This is a genomic window from Pelotomaculum propionicicum (assembly GCF_048984525.1).
Lineage (GTDB): Bacteria > Bacillota > Desulfotomaculia > Desulfotomaculales > Pelotomaculaceae > Syntrophopropionicum > Syntrophopropionicum propionicicum_A.
The window spans coordinates 193,968-216,654 of the sequence record NZ_JBMGJC010000006.1 but is presented as its reverse complement, the minus strand read 5'-3'; the positions used below and the strand labels follow the sequence as shown (position 1 = coordinate 216,654).

The following is a 22,687-nucleotide window of genomic DNA, read 5'->3' as shown; positions in this document are numbered from 1 at the left end:
TACAACAGAATAATTTACGACAAAGTTCTGCAGGAAATATGGCATAAAAGGTAGAAGCAAGAAACTTAGTTATCATTATCCATACCCTTAATGTCTATTAGGTGAAGTTGAAAACACCAATTATTGCAATTTAAAACTTTATGAGGTTAATCAATAAAAGGGAGGATATTAAATTTCGGTATGATTCTATCAGATAATGAAACCAAAATTGATATGCTAAATAATCACGCCATTGCAAAGACAGTTGCCGAACTCATTAAAGAGTGTGACGGCCGTCCTATATCTATTGGGGTTCATGGTGATTGGGGCGCTGGAAAATCGAGCATCTTAGCGATGGTTGAGGATGAGCTTTCAAAGCAAAAAGATGGCATCGAGTGTATACGATTCAACGGTTGGAAACATCAAGGTTTCGAAGATGCCAAGATCGCCTTGATGAGCGCGATTGTTTCCGAATTAACGGAAAAGCGCAAACCATCCGCAGAGGCAAAGATCATATTAAAAAAACTCTGGAAGAACATCAACTGGCTCAGCGTGGCAAAAGCCGCAGGTAGCGTAGCTTTTTCTGCCGCTACTGGCATTCCCCCCATTGGCTTATTAAACAACTTGATGGATAATCTGAAAGGTTCAGTGACCGATAAAGAAAAAGTAACAACCGCAATTGAAAGCGTGGGCGAATATCTCAAGGACGCCAAAGTATTTGAGGACAATTCACTTGCAAAGGAATTCTCCGAATTCCAAAAATCTTTTGAAGATCTGTTAACAGAATCAAAGATTAAAAAGCTTGTGGTGCTCATAGATGATTTGGACAGATGCCTGCCCAAGGTCACAATCGAAACATTGGAGGCTGTTCGTCTGTTTATGTTCTCTGACTCCACAGCTTTCGTAATAGCTGCGGACGAAGCAATGATCGAGTACGCGGTTCGCAATCACTTTCATGATTTGCCCGCTGACGGCGACATCCGGACGGGATTTGAATACTCGAAGCGTTACTTAGAGAAATTGATTCAAGTACCGTTTCGTATTCCCGCCCTGGGTGAAATCGAGTCTGGAATGTACATAACGTTACTTTTGATAGGATCATGTCTAAAAGAGGATAGCGCGGAGTTTAAAAAGCTCTTATCCGTTGCGGTTGATAAAATGAAGAAACCGTGGCAGAATTTAGGCTTCACAATTGAACAGCTTAAAGAAGCTCTTGGCGAAACATATTCTTATGTATCAAATGAAATAACCGTATCGAACCAGATAGCGGATATATTGGCGAAGAACACCCAAGGTAATCCGCGAAAAGTCAAGCGTTTTATCAACATGTTGCTGCTACGGGATAAAATTGCTAAAGCAAGAGGTTTTGGAGATTCCATTCAAATCCCCATTTTGGCCAAAATGATGCTCGCGGAATATTTCTTCCTCGACGAATATAAGAAAATAGCCGCTTTAACCGATGACAACGGAAGGTGTGATTTGCTTCACACTTTTGAAATACAGCTCCTGGAACCTACTAAAGAAGTTGAAATATCGGCTGAGGATACGGAAAAACCAAAATCAGAAATACCCAAACCCCTGGCTGTCGTGCCTAAGCCTGAAAAAAACAAAGACTTAGAACCCTGGGAAAATAATGCGGATTTTACTGCATGGGTGTCCAGTGAACCCTTATTGGGTGAAATTGATTTACGTCCATACTTTTTTGCCAGTAAAGAAAAAGAAGACTTTTTCTTTGATCAGGTTAAGTCCGATCAGCTACGGATTCTCATTAGTAAGCTCATGGGCGGTACAATGAACATAGCAAGTGCCAATGATGAGATTAAGGCATTGTCTCCTGCAGATGCCAGGAAAGTCTTTGAGGTTCTATCATCAAAGATTCTAAAGAATGGTGATATTGCTATGATGCCGAAAGGTATTGAAGGCATTAAGGCGCTTGTTTTACACCATAGCGATTTAGAGCCGTCCTTAATTGCATTAATCGAAACGTTTGATTGTAAGAGAGTTGGAGTTTGGATTTGCAGCGGATGGGATAAATGCGTAACTACCGAAAATTCGAAATCACGCTTAAGTAAGTATTATGTAAGCCTGTCAAAAGAAGGTAACGTCTTGGTGAAGGCGGCTTTGAATAATACACGGAAGTGAGGGGTGAAATATGGGAACTTCAACAAGTAACCGTGGACAAAACGGCAATACGCCGCTGGTACCTTCCTGGTTGGGTGATAATGATGGCGATCAACAGCCAGGGCAATCTCACCCAGCGCAGCCCCAACCGGCACAACCTCAGCCGGCTGACCCCAAACGCTTTTCAGCTCCTCGCAGTAATTTTACGCGATATGTAAATAGCGGTGGCAGTGGAGGCGGAAATTTACATCGGGCTACATCTAATTACGTTCGGCACTCGTTGGGGGGATCGCAAAACGCGACTACCCGGTTGGGTTCGGCACGAAACAGCACTGCCCGACTGGTTTCCGTATTCAGCAGTTTAGTAAATCGCGGCGTAGCGGAAACAAGCAGAGATTATAAGCTTGGGGATATTATCGGGAAAAGCGCGTCTGATGTTTTGCTCCGTATAATGGACTTTGTATGTCCTGACGGTGGGAGTACTGATGAAGGAATTACAAGAAACTCTTATATCGAAGCGCTTTCCACATTGCCTGATTGGGAGAATAGGACGATTGAATCTCTCACCCCGCCTGAGTTTCTTGCTTTTACGGAAATCTATATGGCTAATGTTATTGAGGAAAGGCTTGTCAATGACATCGGGAACAAATTATTCGCCTTACCCAAGGATGTCGCTCAAGTCGAGAGCCTTCAGGGACAACTCAAGGATTACATAAAGGGAGCGGTTTCAGATTCGGTTTCCAAGCTGAATATAGATATCCGTTCCATAGATACATCACAAACAAAAGCCATAGTGGATTCAATTTATCGCACAGCTTATGATATTTTATCAGGACTGGAGGAATAGCGTATGAATAATTATCTTCTTGTCGGCGATTATGTTCACAAAGAAGTCGCGTCGACAAATAGAGCGGATTATATAGCTGTTATCGTACCTTTCAGGGATGATGATGACAACCTTCAATATGGGATTAGTCAAGCCATGAAAAAGATGAAGGAAAATAGTATATATCCAACCGAAGATGGGATCGATATTCTCAGCCTCGCAGGTTTAGTCTATCTCGCCGATACTCGGATTTCTCGGAGACTCCACTCGCAAGACAGCTGGACGAGAGAAATCGCAATTGAATTACCTGTTTATAACCTTGAAAAATGGACGCCTCTTGAAGGGTTGTTTACAAGGATGCTCAATTTCCTGACAGGAGACAGATGGATAATATCGTTCAGAAAAAGAGACGAGGAACTTGCGGAGAAACCTGAAGTTGAAATCCCCCTACCGGAATTTGACGCGGTTACCCTTTTCTCCGGCGGAATGGATAGCCTGATTGGGACGATCAATCACTTGGAAAATTATCATAAAACCGCTCTAATAAGTCACGCAAGTGAAGCTCATACAAAAAATGCCCAAAGCAAGTTGTTAACTCAGTTCCAATGTAAATATCCCGATCTTGATCCGCTTTACCTCGATTTATGGATGGTTTTTAGGAAAAATCTTATTCCAGGCGGGGGGAATGAAAACACAACGAGGAGTCGGTCGTTTCTATTCATGGCGTTTGGTGTATTTGCCATAAGTGGGATGAAGGGTGTATCGACCCTGGAAGTTCCTGAAAATGGCTTGATAGCATTGAATGTCCCATTGGAAGAACTACGTATTGGCTCGCACAGTACACGGACGACACACCCTTTCTACTTGGATTCGTGGAATCAGGTATTAAATGGATTAGGGCTTGATTTATCTGTTCGAAATCCATACTGGAATATGACAAAAGGCGAAATGGCTGTCGCGTGTTTGAATAAGGATTTTCTCCTGCAGGTGATACAAGATTCAATTTCCTGTTCTTCCCCGCAGAAAGCTCGATGGAGTGGCGCTGCTCCTCAACACTGCGGGTATTGCATTCCCTGTATCATCCGTCGGGCAGCAATGAATAAGGCATTCCAAGAGGGAAAAGACAGCACCCCTTATTTAATAGAAAGCGTTTTAGAAATAGCCGCTAATCACTCAAAAGGAAAAGGTGCGCAGCTTCGTTCTTTCCAAGTTGCTATTAGTAAAATCAAAAGGCAACCGCAACTAGCTAAAATTTTGATACACAAGAGTGGTCCTCTTTCTGGCGAAAACGATTATTTGCAGGAGTTATCGGATGTATATCATAGAGGGCTATTGGAAGTTGATAATTTCATTACAAAAAGCTCCAAAAGTGAGAGTTTAAAACAAAAAGAAGAATAGCGAAGATATGGTGTGGTGATCAATTATGAATATTTATGATATGCACTGCCATGTAGATTTAATGAAATCCATGGAAGAATTCAGCAATGCGGCTCTGGAGGAACGAATCAATCTATTGACGATGACAACAACGCCAAAAGCATATGAGATTGAAAAGAAAAAGCTCGCTGGTTTTTCTAATGTCCAAGTTGCTTTAGGATTACATCCGCAGCTTGTCTTCGATAGAATCCATGAGCTCGCTCTTGTTGAAAAATATATACACTCAACCAGATTTGTTGGTGAGATAGGTCTAGATTTCAACAAACAGTTTTATCATTCCAAAGAACGTCAGATTGATGTTTTCTCACTAATAATCGGGTGGTGCCAAAGATCACCGTTGAAAATTATATCAATCCATTCCGTCCGATCAGGTAAAGAAGTACTGGATATTTTGGAAAAATACGATTGCACAAAACATAATAATTGTATCTTGCATTGGTATTCAGGGACATTAAAACAACTTGATAGAGCCATAGAACTTGGCTGCTTTTTCTCAGTCAATGAGTATATGCTTAATTCTCCAAATGGGCGGTCGATAGTACAGAAAGTTCCTGTCGACCGATTATTATTAGAATCTGATGCTCCGTTCATTTCAGATATAAAGACGGTTGAGAAACTCAAGAGAAGTTTAACTCACTGTCTGAATGGGTTAAATTTGATAAAGGGAAACGAAGTATCGAGGCGTATTTTTGAAACAAGCCGTAGATTACTTGAAATATATTTATGACACTAAATTGTTTCGTAAGGATCTACCTCTTCTGCTTTGGCCATCTCAGTATGCTGTCACAGTTCTATAATGTTAATGTACACTTTAATTGAGTGCTTATACTTAAGCTTCTGATAAGGCTAATAATGGGAATCTGAACGAACACAAGTGAATTTCTTATTGTTTATAAAATAGAATTTGCAGGCCTTATAGTGATAGAAACCTGATGTTTGATAGGAGGGATGAGATGAAAGATATATATGAAAAATTTGCTTATGATTATGATGAGTTCGGCCCAATAGAAGAGTATTTAGGTGATGAAAAAACTTTCCTAAATAAAATCTTTTCTGAATATGGAGTCAAAACCGTTTTGGATTGTGCCTGTGGGACAGGACAGCACCTTTATATGTTAGCACAGTTAGGTTGCGATGTTCTGGGATCAGATTATTCGGAATCTATGCTTGAGGTAGCAAACAGAAATCTGCGAGAGAGAAACCATAATATTCCATTATGTCAGTGTGATTTTCGATTCTTGGAACATAAATTTGATATATCCTTTGATGCAATTGTATGTCTAACAACAGCATTACCCCATTTACATACAGATGAAGATTTATTGCTGGCTCTACGTTCTATGAAAAACAGATTAAATAAACATGGTTTGCTAGTTTTGACGCAGGGCACAACACATTTCACATTATCTTTGCCATCAATAGAGGTGGTCGTAAACCGGGAAGACTTCTCTCGAATTTTTGTTAAAGAACATGATAATCAATTTCAAACGATTCATATATTGGACCTGTTTCATAGTGTACATCGGTTGGAAACCAATCAATATGACATTGTTTATAGGATACTGCTTGATGAAGATTATAGGAGATTGCTCTCACAAGCGGGTTTTATCAACATTCAGATTTATGGCGATTATGATATGAGTGCATATAGCAAAAACAGTTGGCGTCTAATTGTTGTTGCTGAAACTGCTACATAATTCGGTTATGAGCATAATGGGAGTTTGCTAGTAAGTGGATATTCCGATTATTATATAATCCGCATATTCAATGAGGGATCATGATGTGATGATAGAAAAAGCTGCCGACGCAAAAAGGGCAATTATTGTTAGCGCACTAGCTATTATTCTTGCAGCGTCCATTACGATAATAGTTCATGCCGTTTTGCCCGCTGGTGTAAATGAAGAGAATTTTGACAGCGTATTGGTCAAGCTTTTAGGATTTCCTGTAGTTGCGGCTTCCTACTTTGTGTTGCTGTTTACACACTGTGTCGTTGTAATGCGATATATTGGAAAGCAGTCAAATGCCCCCAAACTGCAAATTGGAATTTGTTTTGGGTTAGCCTTTGCAATCCTTTATTTCTTTGGGATGCAGGAAGTAGCTGTGGAGGCCTCTCCTTTCAGCGAATGGGGGTTTGCGTTCGTCAGTTATCAATTCTTCATAGGCGTGGGCGATGCAATACCCGCGCTGTTGCTATGCGTGGCAGTCGCTTATTTTACATTGGACAATTGGAAAACCCGTTTACCTGTGCAAACCTTAAGCGGGACAGAAAAAATTAAAGCGGTTGCCTTAATTACGGTTGCTTTTTTGGCTGAGCGGGCAATTGGCTATGAAACAGGTATAATAACGAGCAATTGCAATACATATCCTATTCCGTGTTACATATGGACAATATTATTTGGGATGGTGCTGGGATGTTGTTATGTGGTTTTATATCCGGTATTAGCCGGAGAACAGAACAAATTATTACTGTCCTTCAAACTTGCTGTACTGACTATAGGAGTAAACTGGATAATTTTTAATAGCTTTATGGGGTTGATTCTTAGTGGTGTCATGCCACAGATGCTTTTGCGAAGCGGTATAGATGTGGCGGTATTCTTTTTGTCCTGCCTTGTAATTAACACGTTCTTTGTAAAATTTGATATACGCGCATAAGAGCATAACTATAAATAGCTATTACGCAACATTTTTACCTGTTTCACACAAAAATCCGGAGAACCGGGGGTGGCTGAAGTACCACCCCCGGTTATCTGTCCGGAATATGTTTTTTTTGCTAAATTATTTTTTTATCCCGCTTTCTTACAGAACGGAGGCTCTGGCTGCCGTCAACGTCAATTACGACAGCGTAGCCGTTGTCAAAAAGGTTGGGGTCGTTTTTAGCTTCATCCAGAATAAAGTTTATGATCGTCCTCCTTATTCTGTTTTCGTTTTTGCCGCTTGGATAATAAAAGGATACGGTCCAATATCCATCTGAACTGTATTCTTCAGCCCTGACCAGGAACCCGGTATCGGCCAGGCTTGAATAAAGGAGGTAGGGATCAAAAATTTTATAGTCCAGCCCCCCCAGTTTGCAGCAGATGTCCCTGAGGGCGCCCTCTTTTTTGCTGTATGAGCCGGTAACTTCTCCAGGCCTGAAGGTAACAAGGAGATTTCCTTTTTCTTTTATCATGGTCAACCTCTTCCCCGGGGACTTATTGCAGGGCGGCTGCGGGCAAATCCGACAGCACCGCCATGTCCCCCTTCAGTCTGTATTCTTCATATTCATAACGGCAAGGGTTTCCGCATGAAATATACATTGTCCCGTCCTCGGGGACCATGATAATGGAGGCCAGTGTTTCAGAGTTTATAAAAGCCGGCTTTGTTTTATCCGTATGGCGGCAGATCGAGTCTGGGTAATTGTCGTGGTCGGCCAGTATTTCCATCATCAGTTCTTTTGTAATGCTGCCGTAGTTTTTTTGCATCAGCGCACACATCCTCCGCGAGCGCAAATAGCTGTCCGGCAGCATTAAATTTGCCAGGTCGTCCTGCTTGAAGCGGCTGGTCTGATAGTGATTGGTATGGACCAGCATGTCTGTTTCCGGCACCAATATATTGATCTCGTCAAATACACTTTCAATGCCTGCCATACAGCCTTCCGCGCCGGCCAGGTGATAATAAGCCGTACCCCGCGCGCAGCGGCCCAGCATGCCGAGGGCGTCTTTGATACTGTGCTGCCTCATCACCCTGGGCAGGTAGCAGCCAACAGGTATTACCTGGCGGTATTTCTCTTTTTTCAGGGCTGTGAGCAGGGAATTGGCGCAGATGCCGAAGCCGGCGGAGTTCAAGGTGTACTCCACTACCCCGCCCAGGGACAGGGTCAATTGTTCCAGGCCGTCCGAGTGGCGTATTCTCAGCAGGTCCAGCGGGGTGCCCGGAAATGAGTCAATGTTCTGGCCGAGTATGGTCTTGCCGTTTTTGGTAGCCTTGCCGGCAGCGGCAAAAGAGGTGCAAAAGCCGGCGATATTGTTATAGAAAGAATCCAGTTCCAGCATGCACCGGAGAGCAAAGACCTCTGCAGGGGGGACGACGGCGCCTTCAGCTACCCCTTCCAGCATTTCAATTAAATATGGATCAAATTTTTTTACCAGAGGAAAAAATTGATTGGCGTTGGCTAAAATTTCATTTCTGCCGACCTTGCCGTTGTAAACAGATCCTCCCACATTCATACGGATAGATCTGATAATGCTTTTCCTGCAGGCCCGCCCGTACTGCAGGCCGATTTGATACGGCGTACCGCTGCAGTCAACAATAGTTAATCTTTTGTTCTCTCTCATCTCTCTCCCTTAAACAAAACAATAAAAATAATCTAATCTTTTTCCGGCAGGCGCTCTCCCAGGTACCAGGTGTAATACACAATTTTATCCCGGTTTTCATTTATGGAGGAAACACGGCAGGCCAGGTACAGTTTTCTGTGGTTTATACCTCCCAGTTCCCAGGCCTCCGAAGGCCCGTCTCCCAGCATGTCGGTGAAGTTCCGGAAAACAATATCCAGTCTGTCGGTTCCGCAGGAGCGTATGTTAATTTGCGGTTCCCCGGCATATTCGGTGTCCTCAAAAAAGAACCTGACCATAAGCTGAACTGTCTGGTCATTTAGTTGAAAAACAACCGGCTGGTTTTTTAAGGCAATCAGCATACCGCTGGACAGGACTTCATATTCGCCGACCCAAATCTTCACACGCAATACCTGCCTTCATTAGATAGTCCGCAAGAAACTGCTTGACGGGTACACTCTAGCCGATAGTTAAGAGTACAGCCCGCCCATTAATAAATGTCTTTTTTAAAAAGGCGCCACCTCCCCTTGAGTTATGCTGCAGTTTTATGCCGCAAATCCCGTGCCAGCCTGATCGCCCCGAATTAGGGCCTCAAACGGCTTTAAATATTAGCCGGGCATGCATAAAAGTTGTATAAATGCACCAAGGGGGGGACCTTATGCTTGGAAGTGCTTTGATATTGATACCGGTTGGCCTTTTTTAAGTTTAATTAAATGCACCACCCGGTGGGTAAACGCACCACTTTTTTAAAAAAAGGGTCATATTCTATCAGCAAATTTAAAAATTACATAAAAAAAACCGCCCTTGGGCAATATGCTGCCGGCAGTTCAATCCTGTTTCATCCAGTTGGTCAAGTTATATCTTTTCACCTTGCGTACTATGGTGGAATGGTCGACCATGAGCGAGCGGGCGGCTTTTCGTGTGCTTTTGTATTTAATCAGGGCATTTCTGATTAAATCCTTCTCAAACCTTTCAACCGCGATTTTTAATGGCAGCGGTTCCTGAAAATAGGAAACCTCTTCGTCCTGATCAGTGTACATCCTGATGGAATCCGGCAGGTGATTTACCTGTAGCTCATTGTCATCAGTCATAACCACCATGCGCTCGACTACGTTTTCCAACTCCCGGATGTTGCCGGGCCAGTTGTAGACTATAAACTTGTCGATAACTCCGTCAGAGAAACTCTTTCTCAGATGGTACTTTTGGTTCAGAGTTTCTAAAAAGTTCTGGGCCAGTAAAGGGATGTCCTCCCTTCGTGCCCTGAGGGGAGGTATATGGATGGAAACCACATTGAGCCGGTAGTAAAAATCCTCACGGAAATCCCCGGCCTTGACCATTTTCAACAAGTCCTTGTTGGTGGCAGCCACAATGCGGACGTCAACCCCAATCATTTTCAGGCCGCCCACCCGCATAATTTCGCGGCTCTGCAGCGCTCTTAACAGCTTAACCTGCAGGTTTGTGGAGATGTCACCGATCTCGTCTAAAAACAGGGTCCCTTTGTCGGCCAGCTCAAACATACCCAGTTTTCCCTGTTTCCTTGCTCCGGTAAAAGCGCCCGCTTCATAGCCGAACAGCTCGGACTCCAGCAAAGACTCGGGAATGGCCCCACAGCTTATTTTTATCAGCGGCCCCTGGCTGCGGTGGCTGAGGTGGTGGATGACATTGGCGATAACTTCCTTGCCTACTCCGGATTCACCTGTCAGAAAAACGGTGGAGTCAACTTTGGCCACCTGGGCGGCCATTTCAAGGACCCGTTTGGTTGCAGGGCTGCTCGCGACAACTCCTTTCAGGTCGTTAGATAATGTCTTGTGCAGGCATATTTGCGCCAATCCGGCAGCGTATTTTTCATTCAGCTGCTGGGTGGTTTCCAGCTGGTTCTTTATGCTGACAATTTCGGTTATATCTCTGACATTGCATACTACCCGGCTGATCTGCCCCCCTTTATCCAGCACCGGTATGGCTGTTGCCATAATCCTCTGTCCCACATTGCTGCCCCTGTTCATTGTGAACATGACGGTGACTTTATTCTTGCCGTCCAGAGCCTTGATAGCCGCGGAATCGGACCAGAACTGCTGTTCAATCATGTCCCGGACATTATGCCCCAGGACAAAATCCCGGGGGATGCCGCTGATACGCTCCCAGGCGCTGTTTACCAGCAGGATCAGGCCGTCTCCGTCAATGATAAAGATACCGTCGTGGGAGGCTTCCAGAATGTTCTCCAGTTCAATGGCAAAACGGCGCGCCTCTAAATCCCCCATATTTTCCAGAGCGAAAGGATGCGGGACTTCCCTCTTTTTATGCATGCTTCTCTCTCTCCCTTTACAACAAAAAACAAACAATCTCTTTAGCGAAACCGTGCCAGCACCGGCATTTTATCTGCTCTTTTAGGCAAGCACGGCTTATATATTCAAATGAAATAATAAGAGCTTTAAGTTTGACCTCCCAAAATAGTTTTAATTAATAAATTTACATTTAGGACCAGGGTATAGAAAAATTAAAGGTAAAATATTAAATTCTTTCGTTTTTATTCTATTTTAGCACTAAATACACATTTATGACGAAAAAGAGAGGTAAAAAACAAATTTTAAAAGCAAATTTTAAAAACAATAATTGCCAACCTTAACGGATCGTGTTATAGTTATTTCGATAGATATAGAAATATAGATTTAGGTGGGGTGTAATGGTTTTTCAAAATAGTAAATTTCGGGAAGCCGTAAAAGTGTATAAAGCGCTGGGAGAGCCGACCCGCCTGAAAATTATCCAGCTTTTGCTTGAGCACAAAGAACTGAGCTGTTCGGATATTATTGAACATATTCACGTTACAGCCTGCTCGACCCTTTCACACCATATCAGGCTGCTCACGGACTGCGGGCTGCTGGAACTCAGAAAAGAAGGGACTTATCATATCTACCGCCTGCAGGTTGACATATTAAAGTTCTACGCGCCGGGGGTGATTAACGATAAATAAGACTGTTTAATTTTTCGTTAATTCTGCCTTAAACATCGATATTTCTGCAAAAATCAAAATAAATGCTTAATAGGATTGCATGCCGGGTTTATTGGTGAAATAATGGACGTCAAAGTTGATCATGCTATACTTGGCGAAGGCGGAAAGTAATAAAACAGATTTTATGAGAGGAGGGATAAAATGCTTAAGAAAAGGTACATGCTCCGGGCGGTAGCCCATTGCAAAGGCGGCTGTTGAATTTGGTCCCGGGCAAGACCTAAAACTGCCCGTTCATAATATTTCTTTAAGTTGGCTACCCTGAAGAAAAAATCGTGTTAGAATAAGGAGCCTTTTTGAATGCAGTACAGAAAATTTGGCAGGCTCGACTGGCAGGCTTCGGCGTTAGGTTTCGGGTGTATGCGCCTGCCGACTCTTGACGGAAAACCTCTGAGCGGCAGCATAAACGTGGATGAATCCATACGGATGATCCGTTACGCTATAGACCGTGGCGTCAACTATGTTGACACGGCTTATCCATATCACGAAAAAAACAGTGAAATTGTTACCGGTAAGGCACTAAAAGACGGATACCGGGAGAAAGTCAAACTTGCTACCAAGTCACCAATCTGGTCGATAAAAAAAACAGAGGATTTCGACCTGTATTTGAATGAACAACTTAACAAGCTTCAGACCGGCCATATAGACTTTTACCTGTTTCACGGCCTGGATAAAAAAAGGTGGGACAACGTGGTCCTCAAACTGAACCTGCTGGAAAGAGCGGAATCAGCTTTGCGGGACGGTAAAATAGGTCATATAGGGTTTTCATTCCACGACCGTTATGAAGTTTTCCAGGAAATAATTGACGGGTATAATGGCTGGACTTTTTGCCAGATCCAGTATAATTACATGGACACCGAGCACCAGGCCGGGACCAAAGGACTGCGGTACGCGGCCTCCAAGGGGCTGGCAGTGGTGATCATGGAGCCGCTGCTGGGAGGGAGGCTGGCAAACCCGCCCGCGCCGGTACTGGATGTGTTTAAAAGCCGGGGAGAAAGAACCCCTGCCGACTGGGCGCTGCAGTGGGTATGGAACCAGCCGGAAGTGTCACTGCTGCTGAGCGGCATGAACACCATGGGCCAGGTTGAGGAAAATATCGCCTCAGCGAACGTGTCCGGCATAGGCTCTATGGGTCCGGAGGAATTAGAGGTCATTAAGCGTGCCAGGGATACTTACAGAGATATGACCCTGATCCCTTGCACCAAGTGCGGCTACTGCCTGCCGTGTCCCAATAAGGTTAACATACCGAGAATTATTAAATTGTTTAACGATGGCTTTACCTATGGAGATGTTGAAACCAGCCGCGGCACATACGCCAATTATATGGCGGAGGCCAACCGGGCCGCCTCATGTGTCCAATGTAAAGCGTGCGAGGAAAAATGTCCCCAGAAAATAAGCATCAGCGAATGGATGCCCAAAGCTCACGCGGTGTTAGGGGAAGGCAAGCCTTACCCGGTTAATAAGTAATACAATATAGCTTGAAAAAAATATTGACCACAATATATAGTTATCTGGTATAATTTTACCAATACATATTGTATCAATATTTTTTTCTATATATAAAAACAAAAAAATGGCTGAAGGTGGTAATCTTATGCGGCAGCTGACTCCGGCCGGCCAAAAAGTGTTTGACGCCCGGTACGCCGGGAAAGATGAAAACGGGCAAGTCAATGAAACCTTTGCGGAAGCTGTTGCGCGCCTGGCCAGGACTGCCGCGGGCGCCGAAAAAGAAAATCAAGAAGCCTGGGAAGAAAAATTCAGCCATGTTATTGGTGAGCTGTTGTTCATCCCCTCCACCCCCATCTGGGCCAACATGGGTAAAACGGACCGCCCCTGGCAGCCGGGGGCTTGTTTCGTGCTCGCGGTGGAGGACACCCTTGAGTCCATGTACGATACCCTTAAAGACACTGCGCTGGTATTCAAGTCCGGCGGCGGTGTAGGCTTTAATTTCTCGTCGATCAGGCCGAGAGGAGACCTGGTCGGCTCCACCAAGGGGCAGGCGTCCGGTGTAGTTGAACTGATCAGGCTCTACGACGCTTCAGCCAGTATGGTCAAGCAGGGCGGCGTGAGGCGCGGCGCTATTATAGGCATATTGAACATCGACCACCCGGAGGTTGCAGACTTTATTCAGGCCAAAAAAGACGGCGGCCTCACCAACTTCAACCTTTCAGTCGGGGTCACAGACGCGTTCATGGAGGCGCTGGAAAAAGACCTGCCGTGGCAGCTTGTTTTCAATGGCGGTGTGCGCCGGGAACTGCCGGCCCGCCGGCTGTGGGAGATGATTATTGAATCTGCTCACGGCTGCGGCGACCCGGGTGTGATTTTCCTGGACAGGCTCCAGGAAGGCAACCCCGTCCCCGGGAACCCTATTAACGCTACTAATCCCTGTGGTGAACTTCCGCTTAGCCCCGGCGAGTCCTGCCTTTTGGGCAGCGTCAACCTGGACCGGATGATTTCCGCGGGCGGTGGGTTGGACAAAGAACTGCTGGCAGATACCGTCACCGTAGCTGTGCGGTTCCTGGACAACCTCATAGATGCGGCGGAATATCCCCTGCCTGCCATTGCCGCTGCGACCAGGGCGACCAGGAAGATTGGGCTGGGCTTTACCGGGCTGGCGGACGCGCTGATCAAAGCCGGGCTGGCTTATGATTCAGCTGAGGGACGGGAACTGGCCGGGACAATCACGGGGCTGATGCGCAAGGCGGCGCATGCCGCCTCAGAGATACTGGCAGAAGAAAAAGGGTGCTTTCCGCTGTGGGATAAGAGCGTCTTTTACCCAGACGCGCGGCGCCGGAACGCCGCCTGCATTACCATTGCCCCGACAGGTTCGGTAACCGCTATGGCCGGCTGCGAGGGTTACGGGGTGGAGCCGATATTTGCCGTGGCTTATACCAAGGCCACCAACGTGGCCGGCGACCTGGAGGTGTTCTCGCCCCTGTTCCTGGAATACGTAAAAGGTTACAACATTCCGGCGGAAACACTGGCCTCCGTCGCAGAAAGAGGTTCCTGCCAGGGGTTGGAAGGCATACCGGAGGAGCTTGCCGTATTATTTAAGGGGGCGCGGGAGATCGCCCCCATAGATCACCTCCTGATGCAGGCGGCGGTTCAAAAACATGTGGACAACGCGGTCTCCAAGACAATAAATCTCCCGGAAGAAGCCTCCGCGGAGGATATCGGCTGCTGCTTTAAGACCGCCTTTGATTTGGGACTCAAGGGGGTCACAGTATTCAGGGAAGGAAGCAAGAAAGGGACAGTAACGGTAGGCGGCGGACAGGCCGCCAGGCCGGCCGCGGAGCTGCGGCGCGGCGAGATCCTGCCCCGGCCGGTGTGCGCCCAGGGCATGACCCACCGGCTTGACACAGGCTGCGGCAAGATCTACCTGACTATCAACTACCAGCCTGACAGCGGGGAGATACTGGAGACCTTTATCACCACCGGCTCTGACGGCGGCTGCCTGGTCTATACCGAGGCGGCCTCCCGGCTGATCAGCCTGGCTATCCGGGGAGGTATCCCTGTGGAAACTATTACCGAGCAGCTTGAAGGCACCCACTCGTGCCCGTCATACATGCTGGCCCGGGGCCAGGGCAAAAAGGTTTCTCCGGGCAAGTCCTGCGCCTCGGCGATCGCCAAGCAGCTTAACCAGGTCAGGGCGGAGCTGGACCAGCGCTGCAACGGCGGTTGCCCTGATAAAAAAGGCACTGATACGGGGAAAATTTGCGAGGTGTGTGGTGAAGCGGCCCTGGAAAGGGCGGAAGGCTGCCTCGTGTGCAGGAACTGCGGTGCGTCTAGGTGCTAGTCTTGGGGGGGTCAGGCTTGACTTATTGACAATTGATTTTCGACAGTTGGCAGTTAAATACCAGCAAACAAGTCAAATACATGAATAAGTCTAGCCTGACCCCGTTAACGATAATTAGAACTCAATGTAACGAATCCGGTTTGGATCAACCTTTTCAAGGGCAGCCAGTTCCTCGGGTGTCGGCTCCTGATAAATCCGGATTTCTTTTTGAGTAATTTCCCAGCCGGTATTTTCTTTTACCTCATCCAATGTAGTGTAAGGGAAAATGCTGTCCAGTTCCAACAACCCGTTTACCAAACGAAAAACACAAAGGTTGGTAAACACTATAAACTGCTTACCGGGGTCTGCCGCAGCAGTTATAAATTGCACCTCTCTTGCCAGGGAGTTCTTGTCGTGTTTTGTTCTCCAAACTAAAGTTTTCTTGGCAACCTGAGAAAGCGTAGCGCTTCCCGCTCCACCGGGCAGCCTGACCTTGGGTTTATCATAGTTTCCCCCGATATATGACATGTTGATTTCGCCTTTCTGATTTAACTGTACAAAGCTTAAAAAAGCAATGTCCAACTTGCCCGAGCAGGCAAAGTCAAGAGTTTCATCAGCGCCGAACGTGGCAACAGAACCCAGATATAAGTTTGAAGATAGAGTTGACCCTACGAATGCGGGGTCCTCCCATTTGGGGTCAACGCCGCCTGTTACATTGATATAGGTAAAGTCCTTTCCCAGTGCCTTGGCCAGCTTGATTGCTGTCATTGGAACAGGAGAGGCCACACCGTGAAAAACAACGTCGTTGTCTTTAATTTCACGGGCAAGTGCCACACACATCATTTCCGCCTGTCCGTATTCCATGTTATCCCCTCCCTTCCAGGTCGCCTGTGAGATATTGATTTAAGGTACCTTCTTTAACGGCTTTTGTGTAGGCCTTCAGCATACCGGCATCAGCAATCTCGTATTCGTTAAAGCAAATACCTGGTTTAGCACCCTGTGGCGACAATGATACAGCTTCCACCAAAAAGTACGGTACAGCGGTTAATTCCGGGTTTCTACGAAAACTTTCATTATCAACAATCCGTTCAGCGGTAATAATAGTTTTTCTGGCCGCCCTGGCGAGAAGGCCGTCCTGGAATCCTGAACCGATAATACGCGCGTTTCCAAATTCATCTGCCTCTTGGACGTGGATTATTGCCCAGTCCGGAACCAGAGCTTTTACCGCCGCAACTTTTTCGCCGTTAAACGGTGAGGTCATCACCTGGAAGAAGTCAGGCCTCATATCCAACAGCTCGCTTTTCAACAAACCGCCGACAGGCATAAAAGGTACTCCGGACGCTCCAGCGCGAAGGGCGGCGATTATTGATATGCATGAACCTTCAATAGCTTTTATTTTTCCTTCCTGGCAGCCTTTACGGAATCCGGGTGCAAGGCCAAACTCGTTTTCAAAACCAAAGAAGCTAAAATATACTGTGTCAACGCAATCTGCCGCGCATAAAACATCTGCCGCGTATCCGGGAAATACGCTGACTATCTTAAGAGCCGTCTTATTCATTGCAGCCAATTTGTGACAAAACGCTGCAGGCGTACGGTGTAAAGAACTGCCGCCAACAGCCAGGGTCTGGCTGTCCTTGATCAGGCTTACCGCTGAAGACAAAGGCATCAATTTACTGTGCATCTAAAAACCTCCTTTTCCCTTATGAATTTAAACTCTTTGGGTATGAGGTAAATACAAAACTTAGATTTCTGAGAGTATTTCTTCCAGAATTTCCGCTGCGTCACGGTCCATTTTAGGGCATATGGCGGCGGTAAGTTTTTTCTCCTTAATCACTCTCATGCCTTGCTCAGTATCCATGTCATAACCGAGAAGGTCTTTACACCGGATGGAACCGTTGCGGGCGACAAACTTATCCCTGAATTTTCTTACCAGGTCATAAACTTTACCACGAGCTTTTGGATCCTCAGGTTCATAAGTTAAGCCCAACACCATGAAAGCTCCGGTTACCGCTCCGCAAGTTTCGCCCATACGTCCCATGCCCGCTCCAAAGCACGAGGCTAATTTGATTGCTGTTTCTTTGTCAAGTCCAAAACCCGCCCCGTAGACTGACAACATGGCTTGAGCACAGTTCAGCCCGCCTTCTTTGTGCAGTGAAACAACTTGATTGGCATTGTCGGACATTTTTAACCACTCTCCTTATTTTTAAATTACTTTTAAGGAATGACGATTTAATATTGTTTTAAAGACTTTTTTTTCCTTATAATGATGACAAGTAATATAATACGGTGAGGGAATTGCAGGTCTCTATTCATTATTATAAAACGTTCCTTAAAACAAATATTGTATTTTCTTGCTGTTATAATAAATGCCTTTATGCCGGCAGGAAAGGAACTCCCGGATGGAAGACAAATTAAATCAAAAAGAGCGAATAAAACTGTACCGTGTTTCAGATTTACCGCAAATAGAACTCTTTTACGGTATCAATGTCAGACGCGTCTTCTCCCGCCATGTCCACTGGGTTTTTAGTTTGGGAGTAATAGAAGAAGGGACCAGGATCCTGGATTTCCAGGGCTGTAAGTATGAGATACAGCCTGGTATGGTCAAAGTAATCAGCCCGGGCGAGGTGCATTCCGGCAGTGCCGCTGAAGAAAAAGGATACACCGTGCGTACCATAAGATTAGAAAAGGATTATTATTTTTCGCTTGTATATCAGATAACCGGTTTGTCAGACAAGGCGCCATATTTCCCGGAACGGGTATTTACTGATCCTCCCCTGTATCGGAAGATTATCCGCCTCCACAAATTACTGGGTGAAAAAAGGACAAAACTGGAGAAAGAATACCTTTTGTTGGAGACGCTGTCCCAACTTATACAGAACCATGCCCGGGAGAAACCGCAAGATCTCCCTACCGGTAACAGCGATACCTCTTTGAGCCTGGTTTGTGATTATTTAAAATACCATATGTCCGAAAACGTGTCATTGGAGGAACTGGCCCGCATAGGGTACTTGAGCGCTTTCCACCTGGCGCGTTTGTTCACCAGGGAAATAGGGGTGCCGCCTCATGTTTACCAGGTGCAGCTTCGCCTAAATAAAGCTTTGGAACTCCTTCGCTCCGGGAAACCGGTATCAAGCGTCGCGTTGGAAACCGGATTTTTTGATCAAAGCCATTTTACCAGGGCATTTAAGAAGAAGTTTGGTATAACACCGGGCCAATACTCCATTATATAGCCCCCGCCGACTTCATTTAAGCAAGAAAATACGATATTACGGCTGCAGCACCATATATCATATCAATCAGGAATGTACTCAGTTCAACAATTAGATTCTATTTGTGGGAGGTGATTTTTTGGATATCAAGGTATTCGGGGTCGGTTGCCCGCGGTGCCACCAACTATTGATGGAAGTGATCAACGCGCTTGCTGAGCTGGACCTGGAGGCAGGCGTTGACATGGTGGACGACAGCCAGGTGATTAAGTCACTCAAGATTACGTCACTGCCGGCAATAGTAATTGACGGCAAGGTCAAGACCGCCGGAAAAATCCCCACCCGGCAAGAAATAAAAAAACTTATTCTTGAAGTAGCGCAAACTTAGTGCCTGGATCTCATTATGAGAGGGGAGGATTTGTTACTGCCGCATGTTCGAGTGCTCCACCCTGGACCAGTTGAATAAAGTTCTGAGCAGCCAGATGCTTATCGTTTAGAGATAATAACGGAACGTATAATCACGACAGCGGGTGGTTAAAATATAAGGGTGTAAGATATTGCTTGTATCTTGCGCCATAAAGGTATATAGTAATATCTGTATGATTCGCCGAAAGGTAAATTTAGGAGGTTAGGTTTGAGCATGCAAGGTAAGGTAAAATGGTTTAACGCGGGTAAAGGATTTGGTTTTATTGAAACCGAGGAAGGCAAAGATGTTTTTGTGCATTTTTCTTCAATCCAAACAGACGGTTTCAAGACTCTGGACGAAGGCCAGGACGTGGAATTTGACGTTGTCCAGGGCGTACGCGGCCCTCAGGCCGCAAATGTTGTTAAATTATAAAAAAAGTGGTTTCTTTAATATAATTTAACGATTCGCATGATAACAGCCGGCAATGCCGGCTGTTATTTTTTTGGCGGCGTGTCTTTTCCAAAATCATAATTGATAAAGCGCAGGTAATTTTCCACGAAGCTTTTTATATCAATGTTGTCAAGCCGAATAAATTTTCCTTCGTCGTAGAATCCTACCTTCTGAGGTGAAATATAAACATCGGTGTTTTCGTAGGACTCTTTCATATCATATTCGTCCTGGTAAATATGCTGATTATACTGTTTGAAATTTTTCCAGCACATGGGGGGGTAGTTGGTTTTGCAGTAGTCTAATAAATTGGTAACATTTTTATTAATATAAATCCCATTTTTGTGAAAACTAATAACAGTTTCCGGGTAATTATGGAGATATCCATAGGGATCGGTAATTATTCTTTGACCTCTTATTTCAATAAAACCTTCCCTGCCCTGCCAGTTTGAGCAATCTGTGACCGACTCCAGCGGCACGTCCAGGGATGAGCATTTTGAGAACTTTAAGAAGTGACACTTTGCTGACAGGCACCGGGCAGATTTTTCTAAAACAGAAGTTTCTTTTACCATGGTAAGTCTCCTGGTTTTTGATACGTATTCATTCTGGATGAAGCGAAAAAATCCTCTTAAAGGCCTCAATGGATCCGAATAAGCATATATGGGTAAGCATACTAATAAAAAGGGGTGAAGTAGGTTGAAGGCTACAGGGATCGTGCGTCGTATCGATGATCTTGGTAGAGTGGTGATACCGAAGGAAATAAGGCGGACAATGCGAATCCGGGAAGGAGATCCTCTTGAAATCTTCACTGACAGGGAAGGAGAAGTCATATTGAAGAAGTATTCCCCCATCGGGGAATTGGGGGAATTTGCTTCCGAATATGCGGATTCTCTAAACGAATCACTGGGTCACATCTCCTGTATCGCGGACAAGGACACGATTATCGCAATAGCTGGCGCGCCTAAGAAACAGCTAATGAACAAGCAGATAAGCCCTGACGTCGAAAAAGTAATGGCCGACAGGAAGATGGCTGTTTTTAATGAGCCCTGTTACCTTACTATTGACGAAGATGTCAGTTTTAATTCTGCAGTTATAGCCCCGATTATAGCTGAAGGGGACACGTTAGGCGCCGTCATAATCGCTGCCAAGGAGGCCGGCGTGCAGATGGGCAACCTGGAAACCAAACTAGCCGAAACTGCCGCGGGTTTCCTGGCAAAACAAATGGAGTCTTAAAAGGGAAGCCCCCTGGAGGGGCTTCTGCTTTTTACAGGCATTTTGTATGCTAACAACGTCCCTTCAGGGGTGACTGTCAATTGTTTCACCTTGTTGTTTTTTTTATAAGCTGGGCTGTTTGGATAATTTTTTCGGATAAAAAACGCTGGCGAGAAATATTCCCAGTGTGTTTTTTGGCTGCATTTCTCGGATGTCTTACCGACATGCTTGGGCAGTACTACCCACTGTGGCAATATCTGGGCTGGAATCCCATGTGCATACACCTGGCCAATGATATAGGTGTTTTTGTAGTTGTGACTTACCTGTTTATCCAATGGCTGCCGAAGCGGCAGACATTCTGGCGCATGGCTGCATACTGGTTTGTCTGGACCGGCGCGGCAATTAGTCTGGAATTATTTTATGACAGGACAGGCAGGTTGATATATCACCAGTGGTGGAATATATGGTGCTCCTACCTGGCGGACTGGTTGTTATTCGCGTTGTTTTATTACTACCACAGGTTATTCAGGTTTGAAAAGCTTTCTTGACCGTCATCCCATTAATCTATTTGTTTTTTTGTCCTGCGCCCGCATTTGCAGCTTTTACAGCGTCGATTACCCCCGCTCCCTGAATATTCGGATCAAGGCTGACAAGTGTGTTTGTATTTTCCATAAGCCTTTTCTTTACCTGGTCCGGCGGCAGGGTACCGTCAATCTGCAGCATCAGCGCCGCCACACCGGCACACACAGGTGTGGCCATTGATGTGCCGGACAGCGGAATGTACCAATTGCTGATCCTTGATTTCTTATTCTCCTTATCAAGAGTCGATCCTGGCGAACGAAGTGATATTATGTTTACTCCCGGCGCCAGTACATCCGGTTTAATAAAACCGTCAATGGTAGGCCCCCTGCTGGAAAACCAGGCCGCCTGGTTATCGTCCAAGGTAAGCGTATCCATATCGTCTACCGCGCCCACAGTAATGACCAGGGGATCAATGCCGGGAGAAGTGATAGTTTTTGGCTGCGGCCCGTCATTTCCGGCCGCGACACAGACCACGATACCGTTTGTCCAGGCTTTCTCCACCGCCTGGCAGACCGGGTCGTCGTTATAAGCCTCTATGGCTGTAGTGCCCAGGGACATGCTCAGCACCCTGATGCCCAGTGATTCCTTGTTGTCGATGCACCACTGGATACCTTCAATAACTGTCGAAAGAGTACCTGTGCCTTCTTTATCCAGCACCTTAACTCCGACCAGGCCTGCATCGGGAGCGGGACCCCGGTAGAGATTACCGGATTGACTTCCGTCAGAGCCGATGTCCCCGGCGACGTGAGTGCCGTGACCATTGTCATCGTAAGGGTTTGTTTTGTTCTTGACAAAATCTTTAAACCCCACAATCCGACCGCCGAGATCGGGGTGAGCATAAATACCCGTGTCCAGTACAGCTACCACTATTCCCCTGCCCGTAATGTCCCGCTCCCATAGGGGGGCAGACCGGACGGTCGAGGACGCCATGTCCAGGACAGCCTTCACTTCCCGGTCGTACCATATTTTCTTGACGAGATTGTTTTGCAGCAGTTTTTCCATCTGACCCGCTGTCACTTTAGTGGCAAACGAGTTAATCAGCGGGAGTTCCCGGTGGACCCGGCAGTTTGCCCAAACCGCCAGGTCTTTAAAAGAGTGCTCTCCCTGTCGGGTTTCTGCTGCCTGGACAATAACCGGTATTTTGTAAAATCGCTGTCTTAAATAATTAAAGGGTTTATACAAAAAACAGGGCAAATATTTAACCGGGCGATACCACTTCAGCGCTGCCTTCTTTGTCTGTGGGCATAACCGGGCGGCGTGGGAGCGGATCCAGCCTGATTCCTTGAATATCATAAGCATCCCTCCGGTTTTTTCCATTATTCCTTCATATGCCATAATATGGCTGCCCTGCAAAAAAGTTCACTCAACCGCGTCCGGTTCTGTCA

Annotated in this window: 24 protein-coding genes; 15 read left to right on the top strand and 9 right to left on the bottom strand. The window is 45.9% G+C overall.

Annotation, left to right across the window (positions count from 1 at the left end):
* The first annotated feature begins 180 nt into the window (after positions 1–180).
* From qatA to ACOBQJ_RS08710, 7 genes are all read left to right on the top strand, one after another.
* Positions 181–2,121 carry a Qat anti-phage system ATPase QatA gene (gene qatA, locus ACOBQJ_RS08740; RefSeq protein ID WP_421071364.1) on the top strand — a complete coding sequence of 647 codons (1,941 nt, stop codon included), beginning with the start codon at positions 181–183 and terminating at the stop codon, positions 2,119–2,121.
* Positions 2,118–2,318 (top strand): hypothetical protein, encoded by a 201-nt coding sequence (locus tag ACOBQJ_RS08735; RefSeq protein WP_421071363.1) that lies wholly within the window; start codon positions 2,118–2,120, stop codon positions 2,316–2,318. Before qatA ends, ACOBQJ_RS08735 begins: the two co-directional genes overlap by 4 nt.
* Before the next feature lie 62 nt (positions 2,319–2,380).
* On the top strand, positions 2,381–2,947 hold the full coding sequence (qatB, locus tag ACOBQJ_RS08730) for a Qat anti-phage system associated protein QatB (protein ID WP_421071362.1): 567 nt from the start codon (positions 2,381–2,383) through the stop codon (positions 2,945–2,947).
* Between the two features lie 3 nt (positions 2,948–2,950).
* On the top strand, positions 2,951–4,324 hold the full coding sequence (gene qatC / locus ACOBQJ_RS08725) for a Qat anti-phage system QueC-like protein QatC (RefSeq protein ID WP_421071361.1): 1,374 nt from the start codon (positions 2,951–2,953) through the stop codon (positions 4,322–4,324).
* Positions 4,325–4,349: 25 nt separating this feature from the next.
* Positions 4,350–5,090: a Qat anti-phage system TatD family nuclease QatD gene (gene qatD / locus ACOBQJ_RS08720; RefSeq protein ID WP_421071360.1), complete on the top strand. Its 741-nt coding sequence runs from the start codon at positions 4,350–4,352 to the stop codon at positions 5,088–5,090.
* Between the two features lie 226 nt (positions 5,091–5,316).
* Positions 5,317–6,060 carry a class I SAM-dependent methyltransferase gene (locus tag ACOBQJ_RS08715; protein WP_421071359.1) on the top strand — a complete coding sequence of 248 codons (744 nt, stop codon included), beginning with the start codon at positions 5,317–5,319 and terminating at the stop codon, positions 6,058–6,060.
* 85 nt (positions 6,061–6,145) lie between these two features.
* Positions 6,146–7,015: a hypothetical protein gene (locus tag ACOBQJ_RS08710; RefSeq protein WP_421071358.1), complete on the top strand. Its 870-nt coding sequence runs from the start codon at positions 6,146–6,148 to the stop codon at positions 7,013–7,015.
* Between the two features lie 118 nt (positions 7,016–7,133).
* Here ACOBQJ_RS08710 and ACOBQJ_RS08705 read toward each other — a convergent pair whose 3' ends face one another.
* From ACOBQJ_RS08705 to ACOBQJ_RS08690, 4 genes are all read right to left on the bottom strand, one after another.
* The gene (locus ACOBQJ_RS08705) at positions 7,134–7,529 is read right to left on the bottom strand and encodes a hypothetical protein (protein WP_421071357.1); all 396 of its coding nucleotides are present in this window, start codon (positions 7,527–7,529) and stop codon (positions 7,134–7,136) included.
* A gap of 22 nt (positions 7,530–7,551) precedes the next feature.
* Positions 7,552–8,673 carry a C45 family autoproteolytic acyltransferase/hydolase gene (locus ACOBQJ_RS08700; protein WP_421071356.1) on the bottom strand — a complete coding sequence of 374 codons (1,122 nt, stop codon included), beginning with the start codon at positions 8,671–8,673 and terminating at the stop codon, positions 7,552–7,554.
* Between the two features lie 32 nt (positions 8,674–8,705).
* Entirely contained in the window at positions 8,706–9,074 is a 369-nt protein-coding gene (locus ACOBQJ_RS08695; RefSeq protein WP_421071355.1) for a DUF6864 domain-containing function, read from the bottom strand.
* A 423-nt stretch (positions 9,075–9,497) separates the two neighbouring features.
* On the bottom strand, positions 9,498–10,973 hold the full coding sequence (locus ACOBQJ_RS08690) for a sigma-54 interaction domain-containing protein (RefSeq protein ID WP_421071354.1): 1,476 nt from the start codon (positions 10,971–10,973) through the stop codon (positions 9,498–9,500).
* Between the two features lie 377 nt (positions 10,974–11,350).
* Here ACOBQJ_RS08690 and ACOBQJ_RS08685 point away from each other — a divergent pair, with 377 nt between their 5' ends.
* The 3 genes from ACOBQJ_RS08685 to ACOBQJ_RS08675 all read left to right on the top strand — a co-directional run bounded on the left by ACOBQJ_RS08685 (position 11,351) and on the right by ACOBQJ_RS08675 (position 15,470).
* On the top strand, positions 11,351–11,638 hold the full coding sequence (locus ACOBQJ_RS08685; protein ID WP_421071353.1) for an ArsR/SmtB family transcription factor: 288 nt from the start codon (positions 11,351–11,353) through the stop codon (positions 11,636–11,638).
* A gap of 336 nt (positions 11,639–11,974) precedes the next feature.
* Positions 11,975–13,141, top strand: coding sequence for an aldo/keto reductase (locus tag ACOBQJ_RS08680; RefSeq protein ID WP_421071352.1), 1,167 nt, complete (start codon positions 11,975–11,977; stop codon positions 13,139–13,141).
* 127 nt (positions 13,142–13,268) lie between these two features.
* A complete protein-coding gene (locus ACOBQJ_RS08675) occupies positions 13,269–15,470 on the top strand; it encodes an adenosylcobalamin-dependent ribonucleoside-diphosphate reductase (RefSeq protein ID WP_421071351.1) in 2,202 nt (733 codons plus the stop codon).
* 114 nt (positions 15,471–15,584) lie between these two features.
* Here the strand turns inward: ACOBQJ_RS08675 and ACOBQJ_RS08670 are convergent, their stop codons facing one another.
* From ACOBQJ_RS08670 to ACOBQJ_RS08660, 3 genes are read right to left on the bottom strand one after another with little or no spacing between them, the layout of a single operon-like run.
* Positions 15,585–16,313, bottom strand: coding sequence for a CoA-transferase subunit beta (locus ACOBQJ_RS08670; protein ID WP_421071350.1), 729 nt, complete (start codon positions 16,311–16,313; stop codon positions 15,585–15,587).
* 1 nt (position 16,314) lies between these two features.
* Positions 16,315–17,130 (bottom strand): CoA transferase subunit A, encoded by an 816-nt coding sequence (locus tag ACOBQJ_RS08665; RefSeq protein WP_421071349.1) that lies wholly within the window; start codon positions 17,128–17,130, stop codon positions 16,315–16,317.
* Between the two features lie 60 nt (positions 17,131–17,190).
* Complete coding sequence (locus ACOBQJ_RS08660) at positions 17,191–17,631, bottom strand: C-GCAxxG-C-C family protein (protein WP_421071348.1); 441 nt, start codon at positions 17,629–17,631, stop codon at positions 17,191–17,193.
* Between the two features lie 217 nt (positions 17,632–17,848).
* Here ACOBQJ_RS08660 and ACOBQJ_RS08655 point away from each other — a divergent pair, with 217 nt between their 5' ends.
* The 3 genes from ACOBQJ_RS08655 to ACOBQJ_RS08645 all read left to right on the top strand — a co-directional run bounded on the left by ACOBQJ_RS08655 (position 17,849) and on the right by ACOBQJ_RS08645 (position 19,493).
* Complete coding sequence (locus ACOBQJ_RS08655) at positions 17,849–18,679, top strand: AraC family transcriptional regulator (protein ID WP_421071347.1); 831 nt, start codon at positions 17,849–17,851, stop codon at positions 18,677–18,679.
* A 118-nt stretch (positions 18,680–18,797) separates the two neighbouring features.
* On the top strand, positions 18,798–19,043 hold the full coding sequence (locus tag ACOBQJ_RS08650; protein WP_421071346.1) for a thioredoxin family protein: 246 nt from the start codon (positions 18,798–18,800) through the stop codon (positions 19,041–19,043).
* Positions 19,044–19,289: 246 nt separating this feature from the next.
* Positions 19,290–19,493, top strand: coding sequence for a cold shock domain-containing protein (locus tag ACOBQJ_RS08645; protein ID WP_421071345.1), 204 nt, complete (start codon positions 19,290–19,292; stop codon positions 19,491–19,493).
* Positions 19,494–19,555: 62 nt separating this feature from the next.
* Here the strand turns inward: ACOBQJ_RS08645 and ACOBQJ_RS08640 are convergent, their stop codons facing one another.
* Positions 19,556–20,080, bottom strand: a complete 525-nt coding sequence (locus ACOBQJ_RS08640) for a hypothetical protein (protein WP_421071344.1) — start codon at positions 20,078–20,080, stop codon at positions 19,556–19,558.
* 124 nt (positions 20,081–20,204) lie between these two features.
* Between ACOBQJ_RS08640 and spoVT the strand changes: the two genes are divergently transcribed.
* Both spoVT and ACOBQJ_RS08630 read left to right on the top strand, forming a co-directional pair.
* Positions 20,205–20,741: a stage V sporulation protein T gene (spoVT, locus tag ACOBQJ_RS08635; protein ID WP_421071343.1), complete on the top strand. Its 537-nt coding sequence runs from the start codon at positions 20,205–20,207 to the stop codon at positions 20,739–20,741.
* Positions 20,742–20,821: 80 nt separating this feature from the next.
* A complete protein-coding gene (locus ACOBQJ_RS08630) occupies positions 20,822–21,268 on the top strand; it encodes a CBO0543 family protein (RefSeq protein ID WP_421071342.1) in 447 nt (148 codons plus the stop codon).
* Positions 21,269–21,284: 16 nt separating this feature from the next.
* Here ACOBQJ_RS08630 and ACOBQJ_RS08625 read toward each other — a convergent pair whose 3' ends face one another.
* A complete protein-coding gene (locus tag ACOBQJ_RS08625) occupies positions 21,285–22,595 on the bottom strand; it encodes a S8 family peptidase (protein WP_421071341.1) in 1,311 nt (436 codons plus the stop codon).
* Positions 22,596–22,687: the final 92 nt, after the last annotated feature.

What these genes read in the sequence shown, in the direction of transcription:
- qatA (WP_421071364.1), top strand. Translation starts at nt 181, where the DNA reads ATGATTCTATCAGATAATGAAACCAAAATTGATATGCTAAATAATCAC.
- qatC (WP_421071361.1), top strand. Translation starts at nt 2,951, where the DNA reads ATGAATAATTATCTTCTTGTCGGCGATTATGTTCACAAAGAAGTCGCG.
- qatD (WP_421071360.1), top strand. Translation starts at nt 4,350, where the DNA reads ATGAATATTTATGATATGCACTGCCATGTAGATTTAATGAAATCCATG.
- ACOBQJ_RS08715 (WP_421071359.1), top strand. Translation starts at nt 5,317, where the DNA reads ATGAAAGATATATATGAAAAATTTGCTTATGATTATGATGAGTTCGGC.
- ACOBQJ_RS08705 (WP_421071357.1), bottom strand. Translation starts at nt 7,529, where the DNA reads ATGATAAAAGAAAAAGGAAATCTCCTTGTTACCTTCAGGCCTGGAGAA.
- ACOBQJ_RS08700 (WP_421071356.1), bottom strand. Translation starts at nt 8,673, where the DNA reads ATGAGAGAGAACAAAAGATTAACTATTGTTGACTGCAGCGGTACGCCG.
- ACOBQJ_RS08690 (WP_421071354.1), bottom strand. Translation starts at nt 10,973, where the DNA reads ATGCATAAAAAGAGGGAAGTCCCGCATCCTTTCGCTCTGGAAAATATG.
- ACOBQJ_RS08685 (WP_421071353.1), top strand. Translation starts at nt 11,351, where the DNA reads ATGGTTTTTCAAAATAGTAAATTTCGGGAAGCCGTAAAAGTGTATAAA.
- ACOBQJ_RS08680 (WP_421071352.1), top strand. Translation starts at nt 11,975, where the DNA reads ATGCAGTACAGAAAATTTGGCAGGCTCGACTGGCAGGCTTCGGCGTTA.
- ACOBQJ_RS08675 (WP_421071351.1), top strand. Translation starts at nt 13,269, where the DNA reads ATGCGGCAGCTGACTCCGGCCGGCCAAAAAGTGTTTGACGCCCGGTAC.
- ACOBQJ_RS08670 (WP_421071350.1), bottom strand. Translation starts at nt 16,313, where the DNA reads ATGGAATACGGACAGGCGGAAATGATGTGTGTGGCACTTGCCCGTGAA.
- ACOBQJ_RS08665 (WP_421071349.1), bottom strand. Translation starts at nt 17,130, where the DNA reads ATGCACAGTAAATTGATGCCTTTGTCTTCAGCGGTAAGCCTGATCAAG.
- ACOBQJ_RS08660 (WP_421071348.1), bottom strand. Translation starts at nt 17,631, where the DNA reads ATGTCCGACAATGCCAATCAAGTTGTTTCACTGCACAAAGAAGGCGGG.
- ACOBQJ_RS08655 (WP_421071347.1), top strand. Translation starts at nt 17,849, where the DNA reads ATGGAAGACAAATTAAATCAAAAAGAGCGAATAAAACTGTACCGTGTT.
- ACOBQJ_RS08640 (WP_421071344.1), bottom strand. Translation starts at nt 20,080, where the DNA reads ATGGTAAAAGAAACTTCTGTTTTAGAAAAATCTGCCCGGTGCCTGTCA.
- ACOBQJ_RS08625 (WP_421071341.1), bottom strand. Translation starts at nt 22,595, where the DNA reads ATGATATTCAAGGAATCAGGCTGGATCCGCTCCCACGCCGCCCGGTTA.